This window comes from Planctobacterium sp. AWH2_060 (assembly GCF_056158425.1).
Genome location: NZ_JBSWTG010000001.1, coordinates 1,984,054 through 2,006,750, shown reverse-complemented (window position 1 = coordinate 2,006,750; position 22,697 = coordinate 1,984,054). Strand labels below are relative to the sequence as shown.

The 22,697-nt window shown below is 47.5% G+C and carries 22 protein-coding genes; 14 read left to right on the top strand and 8 right to left on the bottom strand.

Annotation, left to right across the window (positions count from 1 at the left end; translation table 11 throughout):
* Position 1: 1 nt before the first annotated feature.
* Positions 2-1,609, bottom strand: coding sequence for a M28 family metallopeptidase (locus ACXAD8_RS08520; RefSeq protein WP_475227269.1), 1,608 nt, complete (start codon positions 1,607-1,609; stop codon positions 2-4).
* A gap of 105 nt (positions 1,610-1,714) precedes the next feature.
* Between ACXAD8_RS08520 and ACXAD8_RS08515 the strand changes: the two genes are divergently transcribed.
* Positions 1,715-2,551, top strand: coding sequence for a DUF3025 domain-containing protein (locus ACXAD8_RS08515; protein WP_475227267.1), 837 nt, complete (start codon positions 1,715-1,717; stop codon positions 2,549-2,551).
* A gap of 23 nt (positions 2,552-2,574) precedes the next feature.
* Here ACXAD8_RS08515 and ACXAD8_RS08510 read toward each other — a convergent pair whose 3' ends face one another.
* Entirely contained in the window at positions 2,575-3,411 is an 837-nt protein-coding gene (locus ACXAD8_RS08510) for a Yip1 family protein (protein WP_475227265.1), read from the bottom strand.
* Positions 3,412-3,590: 179 nt separating this feature from the next.
* Between ACXAD8_RS08510 and ACXAD8_RS08505 the strand changes: the two genes are divergently transcribed.
* The gene (locus ACXAD8_RS08505) at positions 3,591-4,367 is read left to right on the top strand and encodes an ABC transporter ATP-binding protein (RefSeq protein ID WP_475227262.1); all 777 of its coding nucleotides are present in this window, start codon (positions 3,591-3,593) and stop codon (positions 4,365-4,367) included.
* Complete coding sequence (locus ACXAD8_RS08500; protein WP_475227260.1) at positions 4,367-5,560, top strand: ABC transporter permease; 1,194 nt, start codon at positions 4,367-4,369, stop codon at positions 5,558-5,560. Before ACXAD8_RS08505 ends, ACXAD8_RS08500 begins: the two co-directional genes overlap by 1 nt.
* A gap of 48 nt (positions 5,561-5,608) precedes the next feature.
* Here the strand turns inward: ACXAD8_RS08500 and ACXAD8_RS08495 are convergent, their stop codons facing one another.
* From ACXAD8_RS08495 to ACXAD8_RS08475, 5 genes are all read right to left on the bottom strand, one after another.
* The gene (locus tag ACXAD8_RS08495; RefSeq protein ID WP_475227257.1) at positions 5,609-8,293 is read right to left on the bottom strand and encodes an Hsp70 family protein; all 2,685 of its coding nucleotides are present in this window, start codon (positions 8,291-8,293) and stop codon (positions 5,609-5,611) included.
* An 89-nt stretch (positions 8,294-8,382) separates the two neighbouring features.
* On the bottom strand, positions 8,383-10,203 hold the full coding sequence (locus ACXAD8_RS08490; protein ID WP_475227255.1) for an Hsp70 family protein: 1,821 nt from the start codon (positions 10,201-10,203) through the stop codon (positions 8,383-8,385).
* On the bottom strand, positions 10,200-10,712 hold the full coding sequence (locus tag ACXAD8_RS08485; protein WP_475227252.1) for a DUF2760 domain-containing protein: 513 nt from the start codon (positions 10,710-10,712) through the stop codon (positions 10,200-10,202). Before ACXAD8_RS08485 ends, ACXAD8_RS08490 begins: the two co-directional genes overlap by 4 nt.
* 226 nt (positions 10,713-10,938) lie before the next feature.
* Positions 10,939-11,628 (bottom strand): DUF8198 family protein, encoded by a 690-nt coding sequence (locus ACXAD8_RS08480; RefSeq protein WP_475227250.1) that lies wholly within the window; start codon positions 11,626-11,628, stop codon positions 10,939-10,941.
* A 45-nt stretch (positions 11,629-11,673) separates the two neighbouring features.
* Positions 11,674-12,393, bottom strand: coding sequence for a nitroreductase (locus ACXAD8_RS08475; RefSeq protein ID WP_475227248.1), 720 nt, complete (start codon positions 12,391-12,393; stop codon positions 11,674-11,676).
* A 171-nt stretch (positions 12,394-12,564) separates the two neighbouring features.
* Here ACXAD8_RS08475 and ACXAD8_RS08470 point away from each other — a divergent pair, with 171 nt between their 5' ends.
* The 11 genes from ACXAD8_RS08470 to ACXAD8_RS08420 all read left to right on the top strand — a co-directional run bounded on the left by ACXAD8_RS08470 (position 12,565) and on the right by ACXAD8_RS08420 (position 20,573).
* The gene (locus ACXAD8_RS08470) at positions 12,565-13,116 is read left to right on the top strand and encodes an elongation factor P hydroxylase (protein ID WP_475227245.1); all 552 of its coding nucleotides are present in this window, start codon (positions 12,565-12,567) and stop codon (positions 13,114-13,116) included.
* The gene (locus tag ACXAD8_RS08465; protein ID WP_475227243.1) at positions 13,103-14,263 is read left to right on the top strand and encodes an ATP-NAD kinase family protein; all 1,161 of its coding nucleotides are present in this window, start codon (positions 13,103-13,105) and stop codon (positions 14,261-14,263) included. The genes ACXAD8_RS08470 and ACXAD8_RS08465 overlap by 14 nt, the downstream gene beginning before the upstream one ends.
* A 15-nt stretch (positions 14,264-14,278) precedes the next feature.
* On the top strand, positions 14,279-14,554 hold the full coding sequence (locus ACXAD8_RS08460; protein WP_475227242.1) for a YfcL family protein: 276 nt from the start codon (positions 14,279-14,281) through the stop codon (positions 14,552-14,554).
* A gap of 93 nt (positions 14,555-14,647) precedes the next feature.
* Positions 14,648-15,463, top strand: a complete 816-nt coding sequence (locus ACXAD8_RS08455; protein ID WP_475227239.1) for a helix-turn-helix domain-containing protein — start codon at positions 14,648-14,650, stop codon at positions 15,461-15,463.
* Between the two features lie 60 nt (positions 15,464-15,523).
* Positions 15,524-15,973, top strand: coding sequence for a carboxymuconolactone decarboxylase family protein (locus tag ACXAD8_RS08450; protein WP_475227237.1), 450 nt, complete (start codon positions 15,524-15,526; stop codon positions 15,971-15,973).
* Positions 15,974-15,983: 10 nt separating this feature from the next.
* Complete coding sequence (locus ACXAD8_RS08445; RefSeq protein WP_475227235.1) at positions 15,984-16,145, top strand: YrhK family protein; 162 nt, start codon at positions 15,984-15,986, stop codon at positions 16,143-16,145.
* Positions 16,146-16,229: 84 nt separating this feature from the next.
* Entirely contained in the window at positions 16,230-17,066 is an 837-nt protein-coding gene (locus tag ACXAD8_RS08440) for an alpha/beta hydrolase family protein (RefSeq protein WP_475227233.1), read from the top strand.
* Complete coding sequence (kynU, locus tag ACXAD8_RS08435; protein WP_475227230.1) at positions 17,066-18,298, top strand: kynureninase; 1,233 nt, start codon at positions 17,066-17,068, stop codon at positions 18,296-18,298. The genes ACXAD8_RS08440 and kynU overlap by 1 nt, the downstream gene beginning before the upstream one ends.
* Positions 18,299-18,464: 166 nt before the next feature.
* Positions 18,465-19,133 (top strand): FlgO family outer membrane protein, encoded by a 669-nt coding sequence (locus ACXAD8_RS08430; RefSeq protein WP_475227228.1) that lies wholly within the window; start codon positions 18,465-18,467, stop codon positions 19,131-19,133.
* 10 nt (positions 19,134-19,143) lie between these two features.
* Positions 19,144-19,821 carry a FlgO family outer membrane protein gene (locus ACXAD8_RS08425; protein WP_475227226.1) on the top strand — a complete coding sequence of 226 codons (678 nt, stop codon included), beginning with the start codon at positions 19,144-19,146 and terminating at the stop codon, positions 19,819-19,821.
* Between the two features lie 14 nt (positions 19,822-19,835).
* A complete protein-coding gene (locus tag ACXAD8_RS08420) occupies positions 19,836-20,573 on the top strand; it encodes a FlgO family outer membrane protein (protein ID WP_475227225.1) in 738 nt (245 codons plus the stop codon).
* Between the two features lies 1 nt (position 20,574).
* Here the strand turns inward: ACXAD8_RS08420 and mnmC are convergent, their stop codons facing one another.
* On the bottom strand, positions 20,575-22,617 hold the full coding sequence (gene mnmC / locus ACXAD8_RS08415) for a bifunctional tRNA (5-methylaminomethyl-2-thiouridine)(34)-methyltransferase MnmC2/FAD-dependent 5-carboxymethylaminomethyl-2-thiouridine(34) oxidoreductase MnmC1 (protein WP_475227223.1): 2,043 nt from the start codon (positions 22,615-22,617) through the stop codon (positions 20,575-20,577).
* Between the last annotated feature and the right edge of the window lie 80 nt (positions 22,618-22,697).

Here is a 22,697-nt window from a genome sequence, read left to right as displayed (position 1 = left end):
CTCAAGGTCTTTGAAATTCGCTGGTTTCACTCCATTGTGGCCAGTCGTCACTTGAGGCGATGTCAAAGCCAATTTCAAAGTACATTTGTGCGTCTTCAACCATACCGCCGAAGTTCCAGGATTCGCGATATTGGTCGCATACCTGGTGATAACAGCCGGTTTGAATGACGGACATTTTCTTGCGGTAGTCGGCAATTTCCTCGTTCAGCGGCGTTGGTCCGCCTTTGGCGTACAGTGCAGGAACGCCTTTTTTCGCTAAACTAAAGTGATCTGAGCGGTAGTAAATCCCTGCGGCTGGGCGGCTTTCCTGCACCAACACACGATCTGTGCGCTGAGCGGCCTTTTTCAGGTATTTTTCCAGCTCAGATTTACCCATGCCTACTACTTCAACATCTTTGGTGGGACCCATGATATTCATCGCGTCGATATTTAGGTTTGCAACGGTCTTGTCCAGAGGATAAACCGGGTGCTCGGCATAATATTTGGAGCCCAACAGGCCTTGCTCTTCGGCAGTAACCAGCAGGAAGCTAACCGAGCGCTCGGGACGTTGCTCTAAACTGGCGAATGCCTTGGCAATAGACAATAATGCGGCACTGCCAGTGGCGTTGTCGTGAGCACCGTTGTATATGTTGTCACCTTCTTTGGACGGATCTTTACCCAGGTGATCCCAGTGCGCCGTGTAAATGATGTGCTCATCAGGGCGCGTGCTGCCTGGAAGTGTTGCCAGGAAGTTATAGCTGGTGGATTTATTCAGTGTGCTTTTCACTGTTACTGAGGCTTTGCTGCCCATAGCTTTTGAGTATGGACCTTGCTGAGCTTTGCGTTTTTCTTCCGCATAGTCCAGCCCGGCCTTGGCAAACACCTGTTGTGCCGCTTCCACAGACAACCAGCCTTCCACTTTTACCCGGCTCTGATTGCCATCGGCAGTCACCAGTCCGTATTGCGGGCCACTCCAACTATTGGCCACTACTGACCAGCCATAAGAGGCCGGAGCGGTTTCATGCACAATCAATGCAGCGGCTGCACCCTGGCGGCTGGCTTCTTCGTATTTGTAAGTCCAGCGACCATAATAGGTCATGGTTTTACCCTGGAACTTACCACTATCCGGGTTTTCAAAGCCTGGATCGTTGACCAGGATAACCACTGTCTTGCCTTTGACATCCAGGCCTTCGTAATCATTCCAGTCGTATTCTGGTGCGTTGACACCGTAACCCACAAATACCAGTTCGGAGTCTTTCAATTCCACCAGCTCGGATTCACGGCTGGTGCCAGCTACCATACCCACTTTGTACTCAAATTTGTCACCGGCGATGTCCAGTGTCATGTTTGGGTCGGCTTCGATTTTCACTAACTCTACTGGCTGCAAATAGCTGCCATCCACACCTGGTGTGTAGCCTAGCTTGTCGAACTGACGGGTAAAATACTCAAGGGTGTAAGCCTCACCGATGGTGGTAGGCTGACGACCTTCGAATTTGTCTGAAGCCAGAGTTTTTACATGTTCTCGGAGATCACTTTCCTGAATTTGCTGCAGGGCTTGCTCAAACGTATCTGCGCTGGCACTGCTACAAAGCAGTCCGGCCAGGGCAACGCCATAAAAAGATTTTCGCATTTTTATTCTCTTGTATAATGTTTTCTGTCGGGATAATTGTCCCTTGGGACAGGATTCCGTGCTTAAGCTTATTCAAATTCTCATCTTTATCAACCGGAACGTGGTTTGCAGTATTCCCCAAAACGATTTGTCACCCCTGAAAATTGGTTTACTTCCTGGCTGGAAAAGCCCTATTTCCAGCACCTGGACCAGCTTTTTTCGTTGCGAAAATTCGATTCCTTTATTGATGTGCAAACATTAAACAGTATGGCCAGAGAAAAGGGGCTTGAAGACATTCAGTTTGTTTGCGACCAGGCTTTGCAAAACAATGAGGTTACATTGCCAACGGACGGTTTGTATTACGAAGAAATTATTTATAACACAGGTTGTGTACCAACAAGGCCAGAGAATTGGCACGATCTGTTCAATGCCTTGATCTGGTGTTTATTCCCGGCCAGTAAAAAAGCATTGAATCAGCTGCATATCTCTGAAATTCAACAGCATGGCTTGCATCCCCGTACAGCTGTGAGAAACCGGGTGACTCATTTCGATGAGTGTGGCGCGGTGCTGACTTATCGTGATGAAGCGCATCTGGAGGCTTTGCAAAATCATCGTTGGCACGAGGCTTTTGCAGATAAGCGCAGCGCCTGGCAGCAGAGCACAAAACTTTTTATGTTTGGTCATGCTAATTATGAAATGTTGTTGGCACCCTATATTGGCCTGACTGGTAAGTATATTGCTGTTGCCGTCAGCGATGATTTTTACCAGTTGCCGTTGCTGGCCCAGTATCAATATCTTGATGAAGAAGTGAGTAAGTTGATCAATACCGGCTCATTATTTCGAGAAAAGAAAGTAATGAAGCCGTTGCCGTTATTGGGGATACCCGGCTGGGATACAGATAATGAAAGTCCTGATTACTATCGCAATCAGGACTATTTCAGGCCGCTACGGGCCGGGAGGTGACCTCAAAAAGTGAGGCCCTAATCTTAAAAAATAAGGAAAAGTGACCAAACGCCCCAGATAATGGCAAAAGGAGCGGCGGCGATGATGGTGCATTGTCTGGTGTTTAATCGGGTCCATTGGCTGACACCCACAGCAGTCAGATAAATCACCCATAAGGAGTCCAGGCTGATACCCTGGGCCCAACTGTGCCACATAGAATCCATGCTAATACCCAATACAAAAGCGAGGGAAAACACGCTTAAGTATTCAGGTGGGGTTTGCGGGCCACCAATCATTAGCAATATGAGTGAACTGATGATGCCAAAAAAGGCGAAGGGCAGGGATACCCACCAGGTAAAGCCGTACCAGTCACTGAAGCTCAATACGTTTTCTTCGTCAATTTGGGTGATCTTGGTCAGATAAAAAGCGAAAATTGCATTGATCAGTAAAAGCCCCAGCACCAGGAAGAAAGCAGTAAAGCTACCGATATTCTGCTCTAACATCATTTGTTTAGCCTGGGCCTTTTCCGATGGACTGACATCGGGCATTTGCAGCTCAATGGCCATATCGCTGTACCAGTTCATGTCTATCTGATTGAAGTACAACCAGGTGGGTAAGACTGAAAAGAAAGCCACAAACAGAAACGCTACCCATGACCAGTTATGAGTGCCTCTGATACGCGCAAATACCGAATTAGGCTTGAGAATAATAGCCTGTAATGCTGCAAACGGACCCATTGAATTAGTGGGCGAGTCGTCAGTCTGGCTTTCTGCCGGCCCTGCATAAGGATTTTCGGTTGCCTGTTGCTCTTCTTCTTGTGATTCAGTGTGGCTTGTCTGTGGTTCTTCTGGCTTTTCGGAAGCCTGTTTATTGTCGTCCATTATGTCCTGACCTGTTGTTTTCTCGTGTCTTGTCTTATTCTGCAGGTGTACGCCCGCAACTGTCCTAATTTTTACACAAGCTGTCCCTAAAAAAATAGTTAAAAAATTTTTTTGTAATAAAAATCAGGATAGTCACACTACCAGAGTGAGAATCTAAAAAACAACAACAGGCGTAACGGATGATAAAAGTTAAGCAACTCGCAAAACGCTTTAGCGTTGAAAACCCCAAAAAGCTGACGGCGCAGGAAAAGGCAGACCCCCGATTAAAAGGGCGCTTTTTTTACTCAGTGGAAGACGTGTCATTTCATTGTGACAAAGGTCAGGTGTTGGGATTGCTGGGACCCAATGGGGCAGGTAAAACCACCACCCTCAGAGTATTGTCTTCAGCATTAAAAGCTGACAAAGGTGAAATTGAAATTAACGGTCAGAATGTGGCTGATTCAGCTGCTATCGCCCGAAAATCCATCGGCTTTCTTTCCGGCAATACCGGATTATATGGGCGTTTAACCGGCAGAGAAAACATCAGCTATTTTGCGCGCCTGCACGGCATGTCAGCAAAAGAAACCGAACATAGGGTTCAGGAACTCTCTGAGATGTTAGACATGGATGCCTGGTTGGACCGCCGCTCTGAGCATTATTCCAGCGGTATGAAACAAAAAACGGCTATCGCCAGAGCAGTGGTGCATTCACCGTCTGTAGTGGTATTGGACGAACCCACAACCGGATTGGATATCATGGCGACTCAGACGGTAATGGATTTTATTCGTCATCTGAAAGCACAAAATACTCCGGTGATTTTCTCCACCCATCACCTGGATGAAGTGGCAGAACTCTGTGATCAGGTCACCGTCATCAATCTGGGCCGTACCCAATACATGAATGATATCAATCATTTTCGGGGAACCGGCGAGTCGATGAACAGCGCGTTTATGAATATTCTGCAAGGAGAAGGCTAATGTGGTTAGTAGTTCAAAAAGAATTAAAAGAGTTATTACGTGACCGTAAAACCCTGTTTTTTATGATTGCACTACCGATGTTGGTATTTCCGGCCATGTTTGGTGCCATCGGTTATTTTACCTCCAAGGCGATAGATGATGCGCAAAGCAAGGTACTTAAATTTGCCGTGATTGGCAGTGAACATCACCCGGAGCTGGTGCAACAGCTCAGTGACGATGCCAGTTTTGAAATGGTTTCAATGGCCGAATCCAGCGATTTTAAACAGCAAATTCGCGATAAACAGTTGGATTTTGTGATTGAACTGGACGCCAATGCCGCCGCAGCGGTGTTAGATGCCGGGCAAAGCACAGTTACTCTGTATTTAAACGATGCAGGTCTGAACATGGTGGAGCACCGGATAACGGAATATGTGGCCACACTGAATGAGCAAAAGCGCCAGCAAGCTTTCCAGACTCTGTCTGTGCCAGAATCAAAGCAATTGGCGCTGCTTAAGCCTGTCGTTCTGAAAAAGGATAATATTGCTGAAGCGCGTGAAAACTGGGGAGAGAAAATCGGCGGCCTTATTCCCTACATCCTGTTTATTTTGTGTTTGCAGGGGGCTATGGTGCCCGCCAGTGACCTGGCGGCCGGTGAAAAAGAGCGAGGCACATTAGAAACGCTGTTGTTGGTGCCGCTGGACAGAACGCAATTGGTGCTGGGTAAGTTTGTCGTGGTGTTGATTGCAGCTATTGTGGCCGCACTGGTAACCATATTTAGTATGGGCTTTTGGGGCATTATGATAGGTCAGGGCATGGCCATCACTTTCATACAGGACATGATGACTCAGATAGCGGTAATTGATTACATCCTGATGTTTGTGATGTTGGTGCCAGTGGCGTCGATATTCGCCGCAATATTACTCAGTCTGTCAATCTATGCTCGCAGCTATAAAGAAGCTCAGAGCTATATGAGTAGTTTGATCCTGTTGGTCATCCTGCCAATAGTGGTGGCAATGGCTCCGGGTATCACGCTGGAAGGGATTTGGGCCTGGGTGCCGCTGACGAATGTGGCTCTGGCCATCAAAGAACTGATCAAAGGCACCATGGATTATTTCGCTTTAATGGGCATCCTGACTTCTACTTTGGTGATTGCAGGTGGTTTGCTGGCCTTCTGTGTTTATTGGTTCAAGCAGGAAAAAGTGCTGTTTAGATAGTACTTAGGATTGAATACCACAGCGGGCATTGGCCCGCTGTTTGTTTTTTTAAAGTATCAGCCCGGAAGGTAGCTCGTCACCCCATAACTGGTTGTTCTGGTTGGCGCTTTCGTCTCCCTTCAGAATTGCCAGATAGCGGTCTTGCGAACTGAGTCGTTCGGCAATTTGTTGCTTCAGTTTTCCATCTATGGGTTCGGCTTCAGCCACTGGTTTAGCGCCGGATACTGCCAATAACGCCAGGTTGGGGTTATTTTTCCAGTCCTGCTGTAGTGCTTTTTCGATCAGGCTTTGTGCCACTTCTACCGGCACCACGAAACGGTTATCAGCATAAACCATTTTGCGATTTATCAGTCGTGCTGCGCTCCAGGCCATATCTTTATTGACCTTTTTATCACCCAGTTGATTGCCGATGCTGTTCAAAACGTTGAGTTTGATATCCGTGGGCAGGCGCTCCAGGCTGCCAATTAAGCGAATTTTCTCTTCAATCGCTGCGGTGATTTTCACTTTGCCACCTTGCTTGCGCTTGTTGGCGGGCAAAACGTGATTAGTATCGGTATATAAGATCAGTTGTTGTTCCTGAGTCAGGCCTGCTGCGGCGCGACGCCAGAAAGCCCACCACTGAGCCCAGATTTCAGCCGATTGCACAAATTGTATGCCCTGACTGTATAACGACCAGATGGCTTCGATGCGCTGTTTATCACCAGGGTAGCCAATACCCGGACGCAGGCAGAATCCTGCCATGTTAAACCAGGTGCGCTCATGGGTTTCACTGCGTCGACGACGACTCACTTGTGCCAACAGCTGGTCAAACAAATACCGGGCATCGGCGCTGTTCCAGCTGTCTCTTTTGCCTAACAGTTTTTCCAGAGTTTTACGCAGAGGTTCTTTAACCGGTTTTTTACCGGCCGGACCAAACCAGCTATCAATAGCGGCAATGGCTTTGTAAATATTAGGGTGTAGTTCCGCCTGACTGGTGTCTTCTTCGTTGCGCAAATTAAAGGCTAGTTCGTGTTGATTTGCAGAATCCACTTCACGTAGCATCACATTGAGTACACCCAGCTCATCCAGCTGTGCAACAACCGTAACCTCTACATCCGAATCACCTTCCAGTGTGGTTTTCAGGCCAGGTAATTGGTGTAAGCTCTCATGCCAGGGCAGGGTTTCCCCTAAACTGAAGGATTTTTCTTCCAGGCTGTAGCCAATATCGAACTGTACTTTTTGCCCTTTGCGCAAAGTGAACTGCTGAGCTAACTGCTGCGCTGTATTGAGTTCCGTGTGCTTAGGTAACAGGCAGATGGCTTTGTCGCCTTCAGAACTGGCAACTTTCAGAAAGTAGTGGCGTACCACCGCACTTTTAATGAGTTTTTGGTTTTGCTCTTTGGCACGACCATATAAGGTTGCGCCTTTAGCGACAGCGGTTTGTGGCTCGGGATTGGTCAGCCAGGTAATATTGTTGTCGCTGCTCCAGCCATCTATCAGGGCTTTCAGCCGGGTCTGGATTTGTGCGCTTAAGAAAGGACCGCCATTTAACAGCCAGACATCAGGTATCACCATTTCCTGTGCGTCGCTTTCAGCTTCCGACAAGGCTTGTTGTTCATTGCTCAAGAAGCTGGAAATATGCCGGGAGATAGCCGCATCTGCGGGATAGGGCAGGGATAAATCTGATAGCGAGCGTTTGCGAGACTTGGGATGACTGCCACTGGCCACCAATGGGAAAAAGCCGTCCAGCAATGCTTGTTGCACTTCTTTCTGGGTTAGGCGGGTTTCCTTTACGCTGCCAAATAAACTGCTGCCACCGGTTTGCAACTGAATGCGAATTTCATCAGGTGCCTCGTCCGATAATAAGACTTCTTTGGCCCGCTGACATTGCACCAATAACTGGCTCATGTTGCGCTGAGTCGGCTCCAACGCCATCTTCTGTAGCACCCGAACTGCCAGAGTGAGATCCATATTATCGCCACCCAGCATCAGGTGATCACCGACGGCGATGCGTTCTAGCTCCGGCACTGGGCTGTTTTCGGAAAACTTACCAATTTGAATCAGGGTAAAATCGGTGGTACCGCCACCCACGTCACAGACCATCAGGTGTTTATGACCTTTGAGGGCTTCTGTATTGTGCTCAGCTACCCAGTAATAACAGGCGGCCTGTGGTTCTTCCAGTAAACTAAAATCTTTAAATCCGGCGCGCTTAATGGCCTCAATGGTTAACGCTCTGGCGATATCATCAAAAGAAGCCGGTACTGTGATGACTACTGATTGTTGTGCTATCGGGGCATCGGGAAACTGATGATCCCAGGCTGCGGCAATATAAGCCAGATAACTGGCAGTGGCTTCCAGTGGCGTGCAGGTTTGCACACCTTCCGGTGCTTGTTCAGGCAGGTGAATTTCGGCGTTGGATTCGCCGCGGTAACCTAGCCAACTTTTGGCACTACTTACCAGATGCGAAGGGGTTTTATTGCCCAACTCCTGAGCAAATTTACCGATCACAGCATTGGCAAGTTCACTGTTGATTGTATCGGTTTTCCAGGGTAACTGAGTGGCTGATTCGTCAAATTCGTCAGCGTAGTGATAGCGCAGCGCAGGCAGCAAGGGCAGGGCTTCTATCTGACCCGGTGCCACCACCTGTGGAATAGGGAATATCTTAATATCACTATCTTTATCGGTCAGTGAGCAATAGCTAACTACGATGTTGGTGGTACCAAGGTCAATGCCCAGAACATATTTTTTTTGCATAATTAGGTGATTATTTCAGAACTGTAGGGAGCTTGTTATGCATTGTGCACAGGGGCTGCCAAATGCGCTCTGGCAGCCCCATAACAACCTTAATTTCGGGTATCGAAACTAACCTGCCAATGATCGTCACTATTGACGTCCATAGCGCTCAGTTGCAGCGTACCTAATTCATTGATGGACGCCAGCAGCTGTACTGATGCCGTGTCTCCGGCCTTGTATCTGTCAGAGTGCAGCGTTACTTCAATTTCGGGTAGTTCGGTTAATTCTTCTTCGGTCCAGAAATCTAAACGGCTGCCGGGTTTATCATCACGGCGGGTTTTAGATTCGTAAAAGCTAAACCGGACCGGCTCACCCACCACCAAAGAAAATACCTGTGACGGCAAATCTGCCTCGGTACCTTCTTCCATGCCAAATGGAGCCAAACAGTAGGCTTCCATTGGCGGTGGCATTCCCGGAATGGCGGGCATTGCGGACTCTATACCTACGTAATAAGCCGCAGCCGTGCCTCCGCGAATGCGGATGCCTTCGCCCTGTCTGACCTGTCCGTAATAACTGGCACCTTTAGCGACAGCCTGATCTACATCAATACCGGTCAGTACTTTTAAACCATTGTCCTGTTCACTACTCAGCCAGCTATTTACCACTTCAGTGATGCGGGTCACTATGTTCTGTGCCTTGGTGACACCACCATTAAACAGAATCGCGGTGGGATGCATAAAGCTATTGGCATTGTCACCGTTAAAGCCATGTAAATGTTCGCTGGCCTGTTTTTGCTTCTGTAAAAATGCTGCCAGATGTCGGGTGATGGCAGCGTCTTGTTCGAAGGGCAGGCTGACGGTGGAAAGTGCTGCACGTCCGCGTTTTTGAGGGACGGCATCAGCGGGAACAACCGGGAAGAAGCCTTCAATCAACACTTGTTGAACTTCGTCGCGGGTTAATTCCGCGCGTAAGCTACCGCCCATTAAGCTGGAGCCTCGACTGGGTACCACCAGAGGAACCTGTTGAGTGTCATTGTCACTCAGCAGTGTTTCTTTAGCAGAACGGCAAGCGTGAGCCAGACCATTGATTTGCCAGGGCTGTAGTCGGTTACCCTGTTGTGCTAGTTTCTGCGCCACCACATGAGCCAGGGTTAAATCCATGTTGTCACCGCCCAGCAGGATATGATCACCTACTGCGATACGGGTCAGCTGTAGCGCCCCTTGTTCTTCGCTGACGGCCATCAAAGACAAGTCCGTGGTACCACCCCCGATATCTACTACTAAAATAATGTCTCCTACAGACACTTGTTCACGCCAGTTGTCACCGGCTTTAGCAATCCAACTGTATAGGGCCGCCTGGGGTTCTTCCAGTAGTACGGCGTGGTCTAAACCCGCTTCTGCGGCTGCGGCCATCGTCAGTTCTCTGGCGGCAGGATCAAAGGAAGCTGGAACCGTGATAACCACTTGTTGTTCGTTAAGCGGGGCATCCGGGAACTGTTGCTGCCAGGCACTGTGTAAATGTTGCAAGTAGACTTTAGAAGCGTCAAAGGGGGACAGCTTGGTAACGTCTTCTGGCGCGTCGATGGGCAGAATGCCACTGCGGCGGTCTACCTGGCTGTGGCATAACCAACTTTTGGCACTGCTGATCAATCTGTCTGGAGTTTTTTGACCCAAATCTCTGGCGAATTGCCCGGTAACCGGATATTCCTGAGACCAGGGTAACGTCAGCTGTTGATTATCGAATTGTGCTGCATTAGGTAAAAACAAAAAAGAGGGTAAGGCCTCTCGTTGTTCCACCTGACCCGGTGCCACTAATTGCGGAATGCCAAGGATTGCTTGCGTTTGCTGGTTTTCGTTGTCTATCTCAGTGTAGGACAACACACAATGAGTGGTACCTAAGTCGATACCGACACTAAATCGGGATTGACTCATAGTTCCACCTCGGCAGCAGCAACTACTTTCAGGTTGGTACCTTCAACTACCGCGGGTAGTTTCATCTCGGTAACTTGCCAGCCTTTGTGGATTACTGTTCCGGTAAAGGGAGGCTGACCGGCAACGTTGCCAGTTAATTGCCATTGGCTACGATTGTAATCGGCAGCCAAAGTAATGCTTTCGCCTTCAGGCGTTTCGCTCACTGGTGAAAAGCTGACATGCTCCGCCAGTGCTTTTTTAACGCCCTGATGCACTACACGTGCAGCGGCGGCTACCTGTTCATCGGCAAAGCTATTAATGTCTTCATTGACGAAATCCACCAGACGACCTTCTTTTTGCAGCAACGAAATTAATTGCAAGGCGCTGTCCTGGTTGTTTTCTTTGATCTCTACCTGAGGAGCAACAGGTTCAACGGGTGCTGGTTGCAACAGGCTGCGGGTATAAGTGCCGCTGAATATCATTTTAAATGCCATCGACAGGCGTGTGAAAAAACCGTAATTCTGTTCCATGTGTGTCTCCAATGTTCCCGAAATTGCAATACCCTAAATGCGACATTTAATTTGTGCTTAATCGCCGGGTATGGGGGAATTAAAAAAGTTTGTGTTTAAAGGCGCGGAATGTAGCAGAAATTTTAGCCAGCCTCACCTTTTTTACTGTCAAAAAGCCTATAAAAGACTTGATTTCCCCCATTTTTACAGAGATTTAATGGGGGATTAACAAATTGCTGAACAATGATTAAATTGCCGGCAGTGGATTTTCTCCGGCAAATAGCTTCTGCATGATGTCACGTTCGGTATTGACTACCGGCACTATAAACTCCTGCACATCCCCCAGGCGCTTAAAGGCGGTGAAGCCATCTTCCAGGAACTCTTGCAGTGTCGCTAGTCCTGCCATTTTGGCTGGGGTACGGGCCATTTTCAGAATCAGGCCAATGCCAGGTAATCGCACAACCTGGGCAAGGTCTAGTCCCAGTTGTTCGATATAATCAATCTGCAACGCGCGTTCTGTTGGGTTGTTGCAAGCCTTATAAGCCTGAGCGTAACTTTCCCGGTTAATATCTGCACCGTTTAGCTGGCGCAACATAGCCACGTCCAGTTCTTGCGACAAGGCATTCAGATGAATCGCCACCGCCAGTGATTCCAGCGCTTCTTCAGGTAGCCATTTTTTCATTTTGGGCACTACGCGCTCGATGTCTTTATCCCGCTGACTAAAGTCTTTAGGACCATAAAGTTCATCCACAAAAAACTGAATTGCCACCTGAAATTTAGGCACCTGGCACATTTCGGCATGGCTGTGCAACAAACGTTCACATTGCCACTGACGCAGGGCAATGAGTTGCTCGTTTAAGCCGTCTTCTTGCACCTGTTCATACAGCTCTGCCGAACTGCGAAGGTAAGTCACAATATTGTCTATGTGTTCACTCATGCCGGAACAAACTCTGTTTAATCATTCAATAATGGCTAAATAGTGTCATTTGTTGGCAATTACAAGGTCGTCCAGTGATAGCTTTTCAGGTCGGTATTGATTAACTACATTGTCATCTGGATAGCCCAGGGCCATGCCACAGACCAGTTTGTATTCTTTTGGAATGTCGAAATGTTTATCCAACGGTGAGCGCCAGATCCCCAATGCGCCCTGAGCACAAGTGCCTAAACCCATGTCTGTCGCCGCCAACATTAGAGTTTGCATAAAAATTCCAGCATCCACTAATGCCATGTGTTTCATACGGGGATCCACAAAAAAGAACACCGCCACGGGGGCATTAAAAAACGAAAAGTTTTTCGCCATATGCTCATCCCTGGCTTTTTTATCTTCGCGCTTGATGCCCAATACCTTGTACAAACCCATGCCGGTTTCTACCCGTCGTTTCTGAAATATGCCGGGGTATTTACCTAAAATCGGCTTAAAATCGCTGTCTGGCATGGCGTCACTGGTGAGCGCTGAAATGAGCTTTTTGGGTAGTGGCTGACGGTTTATGGCGTTACTGCGCCAAAACTTATCTTGTAAATCGTTGGCAATGGCTTTGGCCGTATCTCCATTGGCAACAGCTATTTTATAGGGCTGTGCGTTGGAGCTACTGGGAGATTCCAGTGCCAGATTTAGCAGGGTATTTAATACCTCGTCACTTACGGGTTTGTCGCTAAATGAACGGATACTGCGACGAGAATGAATAATATCGGAAAGTTGCATACTGGACCTGAAGCTCAATAAATCAATTGACCCCGATTGTGATACTGGTAGTACCAGTGTGTCAACCCGTTGTGAAATTCAACGCGATTGGACAGGCCGCAGGCAGAGACGTTAAAATGCGCGCCCTCGAAATTTTGTTTTCCGCTAATAATCTGGGACCCACTCATTACAATGTCGCAAGAACATCGCTATCAGGATCTCATTCGCATTTTTAATGCCTGCTTTGCATCCTATAACACCCGGTTGGTGAAAGGGGAGGGGGAACCTGTCTACCTGCCTGCCGACAGTGAGTGTGGTTATCATCGTATTGAATTCGCTCACGGATATTTTAGCAGTGGTTTGCATGAGATTGCGCATTGGTGCATTGCCGGTGAACAGCGCCGTCAATTAGTGGATTATGGCTATTGGTATTGTCCTGACGGACGCAATCAGGAACAACAGACTGCCTTTGAAAAAGTTGAAGTAAAACCCCAGGCGCTTGAATGGTGTTTTTCCGTTGCTAGTGGTCTGAAATTTCGGGTAAGTACCGACAATTTAAATGGTGCACCAGTGGATCGCTTTGCTTTTCAAGACAAAGTCTTGCAGCGGGTAGAACACTATCTGCAGCAGGGGTTGCCTCCCCGAGCCCAGACACTGGTGGAAGCACTACAGGCATTCTATCAAACCCCGTCATTAAAGCTTTCATTATTTCATCCGGAGCCTCGTTTAGATGTCGCAATCTGAAGTTTTGCCCAAATTTCACGCTTTGAGGAAGTTTCGCTTAGGGTTGGTGATAAATCCTTATGCCGGGATTGGTGGTGCTATGGCGCTTAAAGGTAGTGACGGTGCTGATATCCGACAAAAGGCACTTGCCGCCGGAGCAGAGAAAAAAGCCAATCAAAGAACCGAAGCGGCGTTGCAAGTGTTTGCACAGCACAAAGATATTGTGCAGGTGATCACCGCAGCTGGTGAAATGGGGCAACAGGTGGCTGAAAACCTGGGGTTTAGCACCGAAGTAATTTATATGCCAGAGAACGCTCAGACTGAAGCTGTCGATACCGAAAATGCCGTTAAATGTCTGGCTGAATACGGTGTGGATCTTCTGTTGTTTGCAGGTGGAGACGGTACTGCTCGCAACGTTTGCAGTGTTATTCCAGAATCGCTGCCAGCGTTGGGTATTCCGGCGGGCGTAAAAATCCACTCTGGTGTTTATGCCATAACTCCCAAAGCAGCAGGCCGGGTGGTTGAAAAGCTGATTATGGGAGAGTTAGTCAGTCTCGATGACGCTGAGGTGATGGATATTGATGAAGTGGCCTTTCGAGAGGGGAAGGTGCGCGCTCGTCAATACGGCGCAATGCGTATACCCGCTGAATTGCATTACGTTCAGGCTGTAAAAAATGGTGGGAAAGAATCTGAAGAGTTAGTTTTGGCTGACATCGCGGCGCATGTGATTGAATTGATGGAAGACGAGCTCTTTATTATGGGGTCCGGCACCACAGTTGCGGCAATCATGGAAGAGATGGGTTTACCTAATACCTTATTGGGTGTTGACCTGGTGCAGCATCAGGAACTACTGGCCAGCGATTTGAATGCCAATAGCCTGCTGCAACAGATTAAAGGACAAAGCTGCAAATTGGTGATCACTTTAATTGGCGGTCAGGGACATATCTTTGGTCGTGGTAATCAACAATTAAGCCCAGAGGTGATTCGGGCCGTCGGGCGAGAAAATATTCTGATAGTGGCTACTAAAACCAAACTTCAGGCCTTAAATGGCAAACCTTTAATAGCCGATACCGGCGATGATGCCCTAAATGCTGAGTTGGCCGGACTCATCCCGGTGATCACCGGGTATCGCGATCAGGTGCTTTATCCGGTAGCCGAACCGGTCTAAACAACAGGAAAGATTTTGCAAAATACAAACAACTTTGAAACGCTGGTGGATAACATTCAGCATAAGTTCGATCAGGTGGTTGAACAGGGCAGTGATCAAGATTTATTTGTTGCTGGCTATTTGAGCGGCCACTTTTCATTGGTGGTTAGCCAATGCCAATTGCAGGGCCAGGAAACGGTAGAAGCGTTAAATCTGGGAATGTTAGCCAGTCTGGATAAAGCCTTTTCTGACGGCGAGCTGGAAGAAACCGATCAGCAAGATGTCAAAACCTTCTGGGCCCACTGTCTGTAAAATCTCCAGGAATTTTCATGGGGTCAGAGTTGTTGAAACCGCAGTTTTGCCGCGTAATAATGGCACCAAGTGATTTTCAAGAACTCTGACCCCTTGATTGGATACAGTGGTTTCGACATTATTCCGGCGGCCAGCTTTGCTTCGTCTGGTTTGCGGATATATCCCCCTTCTATAAAACTCAATTCCTGGGTGCAATGTGTTTGGGCCACTGTTGGCGGCCAAGAATCTACGCTTATTCAGCAAGACAAATTCTATCCAGATGCGGGTGCCAGTCTCACTTTTGACATGAGCGCCACGCATGTTGATGTGCAGCTGCTACATCAGACTCAGGTTATCAGACAATGTTGGGACTTAAACCGCGATTTTGTCAGTATTCGGTTTCGCCCAGGTGCTGTAAAAGCACTATTAGAGGTGGATGTATCAAGTAACCAAAACCTTCAGTTGTCGCTGTTAAAAGAATCTTCCTTGCCCATTTTCGGACTAATGCAATTGTGTGATTCGTTACCCGCTAAGTCTCAACTTCAAAGGGTGGGTGCCATATTCAACTGGTTGGAAGAACTGGTAGAACGCAGGCAAAGTGCGCGAAACCAGTTATTGGATATTGTCACGTTGGCCTCACAAAAATTACTTTTGCCTGTGCATCTGGCTGAAGCAGTGGGACTCAGTCGCCGGACGCTGGAAAGGCGATTCAAAAATCATTTGGGATTTACCCCATTGCAGGTGCATAGCTACGGGCAAATTCGTCGGACCAGACAACATCTTATAGCAACTGATAAGCCGTTATCCGATATCGCGTTAGATTGCGGCTATTATGATCAGGCCCATTTTAGCAATGTGTTTCGTAAACAAACCGGCGAAACACCGCAACAATATCGTCATAGAAAGTTGTCGCATATTTCCAATACCTGATGGGACGATGCACTCAGAATAACCTTGGTTTTAACAAACAACGTTATTCAGGAGTGCTTTATGCAAAATCGACTTTCTCCCAATCAGGTTTTTGAACTCTGTCCACGCTTTTTAACCCATATTCCAGCCATTGGTGAAACGCCAAAAAGCGTTGCTATTTCACCGCAATTACGTCATTTGGTGAAGTTGCGCGCCTCACAACTCAACCATTGTGGTTATTGTCAAAAAATGCATTCGGATGAGGCCCGCAACGATGCTGAAAAGCAGTCCCGTTTGGATGTATTGCCAGCATGGCGAGAGTTAAATTGTTTTACTGAAGAAGAACGCGCTGCATTAGCCTGGACCGAGGCAGTAACCCGCATTAGTGAAGAGCAACCCAATGACCAGGTTTACGCTACGGCACTTTCTGTGTTTGGCGAGCAAGGGCTGGTGGAGTTAACGGCGTTGATCATTGAAATAAACAGCTGGAACCGCATTGCGGTCAGTTTTGGTTTTCAACCTGAAATGTAAGGAGGCGTATATGCTGCAGAAACTCAAAAGGAATAAAGTGTCGGCAACTGCCAGCATCGCGTTTTTCACAGGAAGTACTTTGTTCTTACCCTATTTCGGTGATTTAGCCATCATCGGCATCTGGTTATTTATGACAGGGTCGGCCTTGATGTTTTGGGATAGCCTTAAATAATTTTCATGGGGTCAGAGTGCTTGAAACTGCATTGTTGCCGTGTAACGATGGTGAGAATTTATTTTCAAGAACACTGACCCCTTGATGCGGCTACAAAGAATATTCATTTTTGGTTTTCGTTTGTTGAGTCTGGCGTGGCACACTCATGCAAGCGAAAGCATTGCACTTAACAATGTGTCATATCAGTCTGTACTGGAGCTGGATTATCAGCCGGCGCAGCAGGTATTGAATTATGGTCCTTCGGCCTTGCAATTTATCGAAGGCTGGCTACCGGCATCCGATAATCGTATTGCTGATATTGTGTTTATACACGGTGGTTGTTGGTTAAATGCCTATGATATCGCCCACAGCCGTCCCTTTACCTCTGCATTAAGAGACGCTGGTTTCCGTGTCTGGTCGATTGAATATCGTCGTACCGGGGATGAAGGTGGAGGCTGGCCACAGACTTTTTATGACATAGAAAATGCAGTTCAGTACTTGATGAATGCCGATCTCATTGAACTGGAAAGTACGCTGTTATTAGGTCACTCTGCCGGTGGACATTTGGGACTACTGGCTGCACAGCGAAATACTGACTTAAAGGGCGTAATAGGCCTTGCCGCAATTGCCGATCTGAATACATACGCAACTGGGGACAACGGTTGTCAGCAAGTCACTGAGCAATTTATGGAGGGAATGCCCCAGGATAATCCAGAGGCTTATAAAAGCGCTAATCCAAAATTTCATCCCATGCATATTAACACCCACCTAATTTACAGTACCGATGACGCAATTGTGCCGGTTGATCAGGTTAATGGTCTCAAAGGTATTCAACCTGTAAAAGTAACAGATGTTGGGCATTTTGATTTTATTCACCCTGGCACTACAGTTTGGCCGACAATTATTGACACTCTAAAACAAGCATTACAAAACGAGCACTGATGAATTTTGATCTCAATACCCTGGATGCCGAAGATCCATTGGCTTCCCTGCGACAAGAATTCCTACAACCCGAAGGCGTCATTTATCTTGATGGTAATTCCTTGGGAATGATGCCCCTGAGCGCACAGCAGCGCATCCGAGAAGTGACAGAACAGCAATGGGGAAGAGACTTAATAAGTAGTTGGAATAAACATCAATGGATAGATTTGCCAGTTACAGTCGGTGAGCGCATTGCCAGATTGATTGGAGCCGCGCCGGGACAAACCGTGTGTTGCGACTCAATTTCAGTTAATTTATTTAAATTATTGGCCGCAGCTTTGTCCATGCAAAAGGGACGCAATAAAGTCGTCTCAACCAAGGATAATTTTCCAACTGATCTATACATGGTGCAAGGACTTGAGGATTTACTCGGCGAGAAACGGTGCCAGTTACAATTAGTGGATGAGCAGCTGTTGGCTGAAGCAATTGATGACGAAACAGCAGTTTTGCTGGTGACAGAAGTTAACTTTCGGACAGGGCGAAAGTTGGATATTGAAGCCTTGACGCAAAAGGCACATCAGCATGGTGCGCTGGTGGTGGTGGACCTTGCACACTCGGCCGGAGTATTGCCGGTTGCTCTGGATGAGTGGCAGGTAGATTTTGCATTAGGCTGCACTTACAAATATCTCAATGGAGGACCCGGTGCTCCGGCGTTCGCTTATGTTGCATCACGTCATCAAAAAACAATGCAACAGCCTCTTTACGGTTGGATGGGCCATGCCAACGGGTTTGAGTTTAATATTAAGTATCAGGCCGCCAGCAATGCTCAACAGTTGCTAGTCGGCACACCGCCCATTATTGCGATGAGTGCTGTAGATGCCGCACTGGATGTATATGAGCAGGTTTCAATGGCACAAATTAGACAAAAATCCATGCAGATGACAGAAGTGTTTTTGGCGCTTTTATCAGCATCACCAGACTGTGCCGAATTGCGTTGTATCTCGCCAGTATCGCCAGAACAGCGTGGCAGTCAGCTCAGCTTTGAGTTTGAGCATGCCTGGGGGTTGTGTCAGGCATTGATAAAATCAAAGGTTATTGCCGATTTCAGAGCACCGAATTATATTCGATTTGGTTTTGCGCCGCTGTATAACAGTTACCGTCAATTAGGGACAGCAGTAACCATAATCGAACAGATTATGGCGGAAAAAAGTTATCTCAATGCCGAATTTCAAAGGAAAAATAAGGTCACCTGAATCATCAAAACTTTCAAGGGGTCAGAGTTCTTGAAACGTTTTCAAGAACTCTGACCCCTTGACTGACCCCTTGAAATTTATCCTGTCAAAATTTTGTTGGCCTTATTCTTGCTTTAGCTGATGCAGAGATGCGTCTATGTCAATCGGTTAATTGAGAATAACCATTATGAACAACAAAACTTTCAAATTTTTATCTGTGCCGGAACGGCTGATCTTGCGATTATTGGGGCTGGCGTTAATGCTGGCTTCTTTGACAGCTTGTGTGTTGACTCCTTCGGATCACGTTGCTGAACTTCAGCCTTGGCAGCAAGTCACTGAAGCCGAACTGCAAACTAAAGTGGATTATCACACCGCGCAGCTGGCTGATCAGTTATTTTCTACTTTTCGATTTTCTAACTTCCCCAAAGAGCAATTTCGCTTTGCTGTGGCAACTTTTGTACCGGTAGAGATGATGCAAACCGATTCTGAACAACAAGGGCCTCTGCGCTTGCTTGGACATCAGTTAGAGCAGGGTATGATGACCGAGTTGGCGCGCCGCGGCTATATTGCTCAAGACTACAAAGCGACTAATAATCTGATCATCGAAGAAAAAAGTGATCGAGTTTTTAGCAGAAATGTCGATGACCTATACAAGAATCATCGCGAAGTGGATTTTTATCTATCTGGCACGCTGACCAAAGCAGAGCAAGGCGTCATTGCTAATGCCAGAATTATTCACGTAGATAGCAAAGATGTAGTGGCTGCTGCCACTCGCTTCATTCCTGACAATGTGTTTTGGCAGGCAGAAAAGGTAACAACACGCGGTGGCAGAATTTACCGCTCAGAGGGTGAGTGAGGAACTCAAAATGAAAAAGATTTTTCTGATATCGACGTTGCTGGCATGTGTCACCGGGTGCGCTCAATTGAGTCAGCTGACAGCTGAGAAGCCACCTGAAGCGCCAAAACTTTACGGCGCAGACAAGCCGGTAGTCGATCGCTTTGGTGCGATAACCAAAGAACCCATGTATCAGAATGACAATGCCATTTATCAGGGCAAAGCGCTGCATAAACACATTGGTGATTACGTGCAAAACATGGCGCAGGATCTCATTGCCAACATGGAATACGTCACTGATAAAACCCCGGTGGGAGTGACCCATTTTGCCTTAACCGACAGCGACCTGAATCAAACCAATCTGCTGGGTTATCAGATTGCTGAGTCATTTATTCATGAGTTGCACAAGTTTCGGATTCCGGTATTGGACTTCAAGGCCACGGATTACATTCGGGTTACCGAGACAGGTGATTTTCTGTTAAGCCGTGATTTTCTGGAACTTAAACACAAGGTCCCGATGCAGTATATTCTGACCGGTACTATGACCAAACACCAGGGAGGCTTCCTGGTGAATGCCCGGATACTGGGGCTGGAGAGTAAAGCCGTTGTGGCGACGTCGCAAATGCTGGTGCCTTTTTATGTGGTGGAAGCCTTGCTGCCTTCTGATGAGCAGCGTACCGATGGCATTGGCCTGATCCAGGGTCGATAAGAGGGATGGGCAAGATGAAATTGCACACTGTATCTGTTATCGCATTACTTGCCTTGTTATCGGGCTGCGAGTCCACTATGGCTGGATTCCAGTCAATGTTTTCGGATAACGAGGATGGCGAGGTTATTGAAAACCCTTATCAGGATGATGCGCCCGCCACTAAGATGAATAAATCCGAAATCGAAGTGGCCCATGGGGTTGCTGAATATCCTGATGGTCACACAGAATCTCAACAGGTTGCTGAAAAGCAGCAAGTGACCGCTATCATTCCTGTGCCGAGAAACAGTTTCCAGCCTGCTTACACTCATAAAGCTCTGAGTGATTACGCAGAGCAAATGACCATGAGTTTGCTGCAAAAAACCAAACACATTACCCCTAACTCCAGAATTGCTATTGCCTCCTTTGTGGAGTTTAATCAGGCGTTGCAATCACCGTCTGTTTTGGGCAATCGTCTGGCTGAAAGTTTTATTGCAGAACTTCAGGGTTATGGTTTGGCGGTTGTCGATTTCAAAGCCATGGACCAAATTAAAGTGACGCCAGATGGCGATCTGTTTTTTGAACGCAGTGGCCCAAGGGGCGACATGCAATATGTTCTGACCGGAACAATGCACCGCAGCGGACGTGGCGTGGAAGTCAATGTTCGTATCGTCAATGTTTTCGATAAAGTTACGGTGGCCACCACCAAAGGCTTTATTCCACACTTTATTGTTTCTTCTTTGTCACCTGATTACATTTTGGTGGGCGCAGAGTAAATTAAATCTTGCGACGGATTAAACCTCTTATCAAGAAGCGGTTGGGACTGACACTGTCCAGTAATTCATTGCTAAGGGGCAAAGGTTCGCCACTGAGCTGGCAAGCCAATGCCTCTGCAAGCAGTGGGCTGGTGCATAAACCATGAGAACCCAGTCCGGTTAATAGGTACAGATTCTGTCTTTCTTGTGGTGCTGGATATTGCTCCAATGGACGGGCTTTATAAAGCTCCTGATATTGAGTACTTTGCGCTGAAAAATCGGGTACTGTTCCCATCACCGGCTTGTGATCTGGCAAGCTCAGCCTTACCGCCGCCCGCTGCTCAACCGGTTCAGGTAGTTCACTCACCCAATGACATTGTGCTAATGCGGAACGAATTGTCTCAAAGTTTTTGTAGGTATCTTGCGGCGACGTATCATGATTACGTGAGCTTTTATCAAATGTGGCCCCCATGGCCTGCAATTGTTTGTAAAACGGGGTGTAATAACCTTTGTGGCAAATGACCGTTTGTGGCTTTGGCGCGTTTGCTGTTTCACCCAGGTGTTCAACCTGGCCACGAGTCGTTGTAAAGGGGATATCGGCCAATTCCGGTAAGGCAAGGCTGTCTGAACCTGTAGCGTAGACAACGCAATCTGCGTGAACAGGCGAAGTGTCGTGCCAGTGCATCAACCAGCCATCTTCGTCAGCCTGAATATGAGTTAACTGATGATTGAGCCGCAGGTTCGCGCCTAAAGATGCGGCTTTTTGCCAGAGCGCCTGCACCAGCTCCCTGGGCTGTATCCAGCCTCCCTCAGGAATAAATAATCCTGAGTATGGCATGGGCAAACCTGTCTTCTGCGTCGCTTGTTCTGAGGTCAGGCTGTGTATCAAATCCTGGGGCCAGATGTCGTTGTTCAGCAATTTGATTTGTCGTTTTGCCACTTCGTCGCTGAAGGCCGGAAAAAATACCCCGCACCAGTCATGACCAAAGCCAAATCCCTGGTTATTTAACGCAGCGTAATATCGTCTGGCGTAATCAAAGGCATGACAATAAAACTGGCTCTGAACGGAAAAGTCGGCGTTTAGCGAAGGGTATATTCCTCCCTGATGATTGCCGGAAGCCGCCATGGCCAGGTCACTATCTTTGCAATACAGCGAGGTGTTGAATCCTCGTGATTGCAGAGCAACCGCGAGATTAGCGCCGGCCAAACCGCCACCAATGATGGCGACAGACTGAATACTTCTATCTCCAGCTGTGCGTTGCCACGGGCCGCGCAAAGATCGCTGAAATACAGGCTCCGGAATCGCTTCGTCTGCATTGTTGCGGGCTTCGTGCGGCGCGAAATAGCCCATCAACATATCCCGTTTTCTGCCAAAGCCTTTGGTTTTTTTGACTATGAACCCGTTTTCTCTGAGTCCGCGCTTTACAATGCCTGCTGCCGTAAAAGTAGCAAAAGTGCAATCGGGCTTGCTTAGTCGAGCCATATTTTGAAACAGCGCGTCCTGCCACATGTCCGGGTTTTTACTGGGGGCAAAACCGTCCAGGTACCAGGCGTCAATTATTCCGTTTGGATAAGTTTGTATCGAGGGGAGTGTGTCGAGAATATCACCTAACCAGAGATCTAAAATAACGCTGCCCTGGTCAAATGTCAGGCGATGACAACCGGGCGTGAGAATTGGATATTGAACTAACAACTGTTCGCTTAATTCCTGCAGCTCCGGCCATTGTTGCAACGCCTTTTGCAGTTGTTCCAATGGAATTGGAAACTTTTCCGTGCTGACAAAATACAATCTCTGCAGTGAAGAAGTTGGCGTCTGATTTTTTTTGAACTCCCTGAATAGCTGCCAGGTCAGCAGAAAGTTGAGACCTGTACCAAAACCGGTTTCAGCGATAGTGAAATGATTGTTGTTGCATGAAAACCATCTTTTATTCAATAGGTTATGGTCAAGAAATACATATTTGGATTCAGCCAGTCCATTGTCGTTTGAGAAGTAAACATCGTCAAACTGCTGGGAGGTGGGCGTACCGCTACTGTTAAAGGAAAGGAAAGCTGTTGTCAGTTTCAAAATTAAAACACTTAGTGAATTTTCACGAAAGTGTAATCTCACTGGCGTAAACATCAAGTATGTTTGTTGTGTGGTAAAAA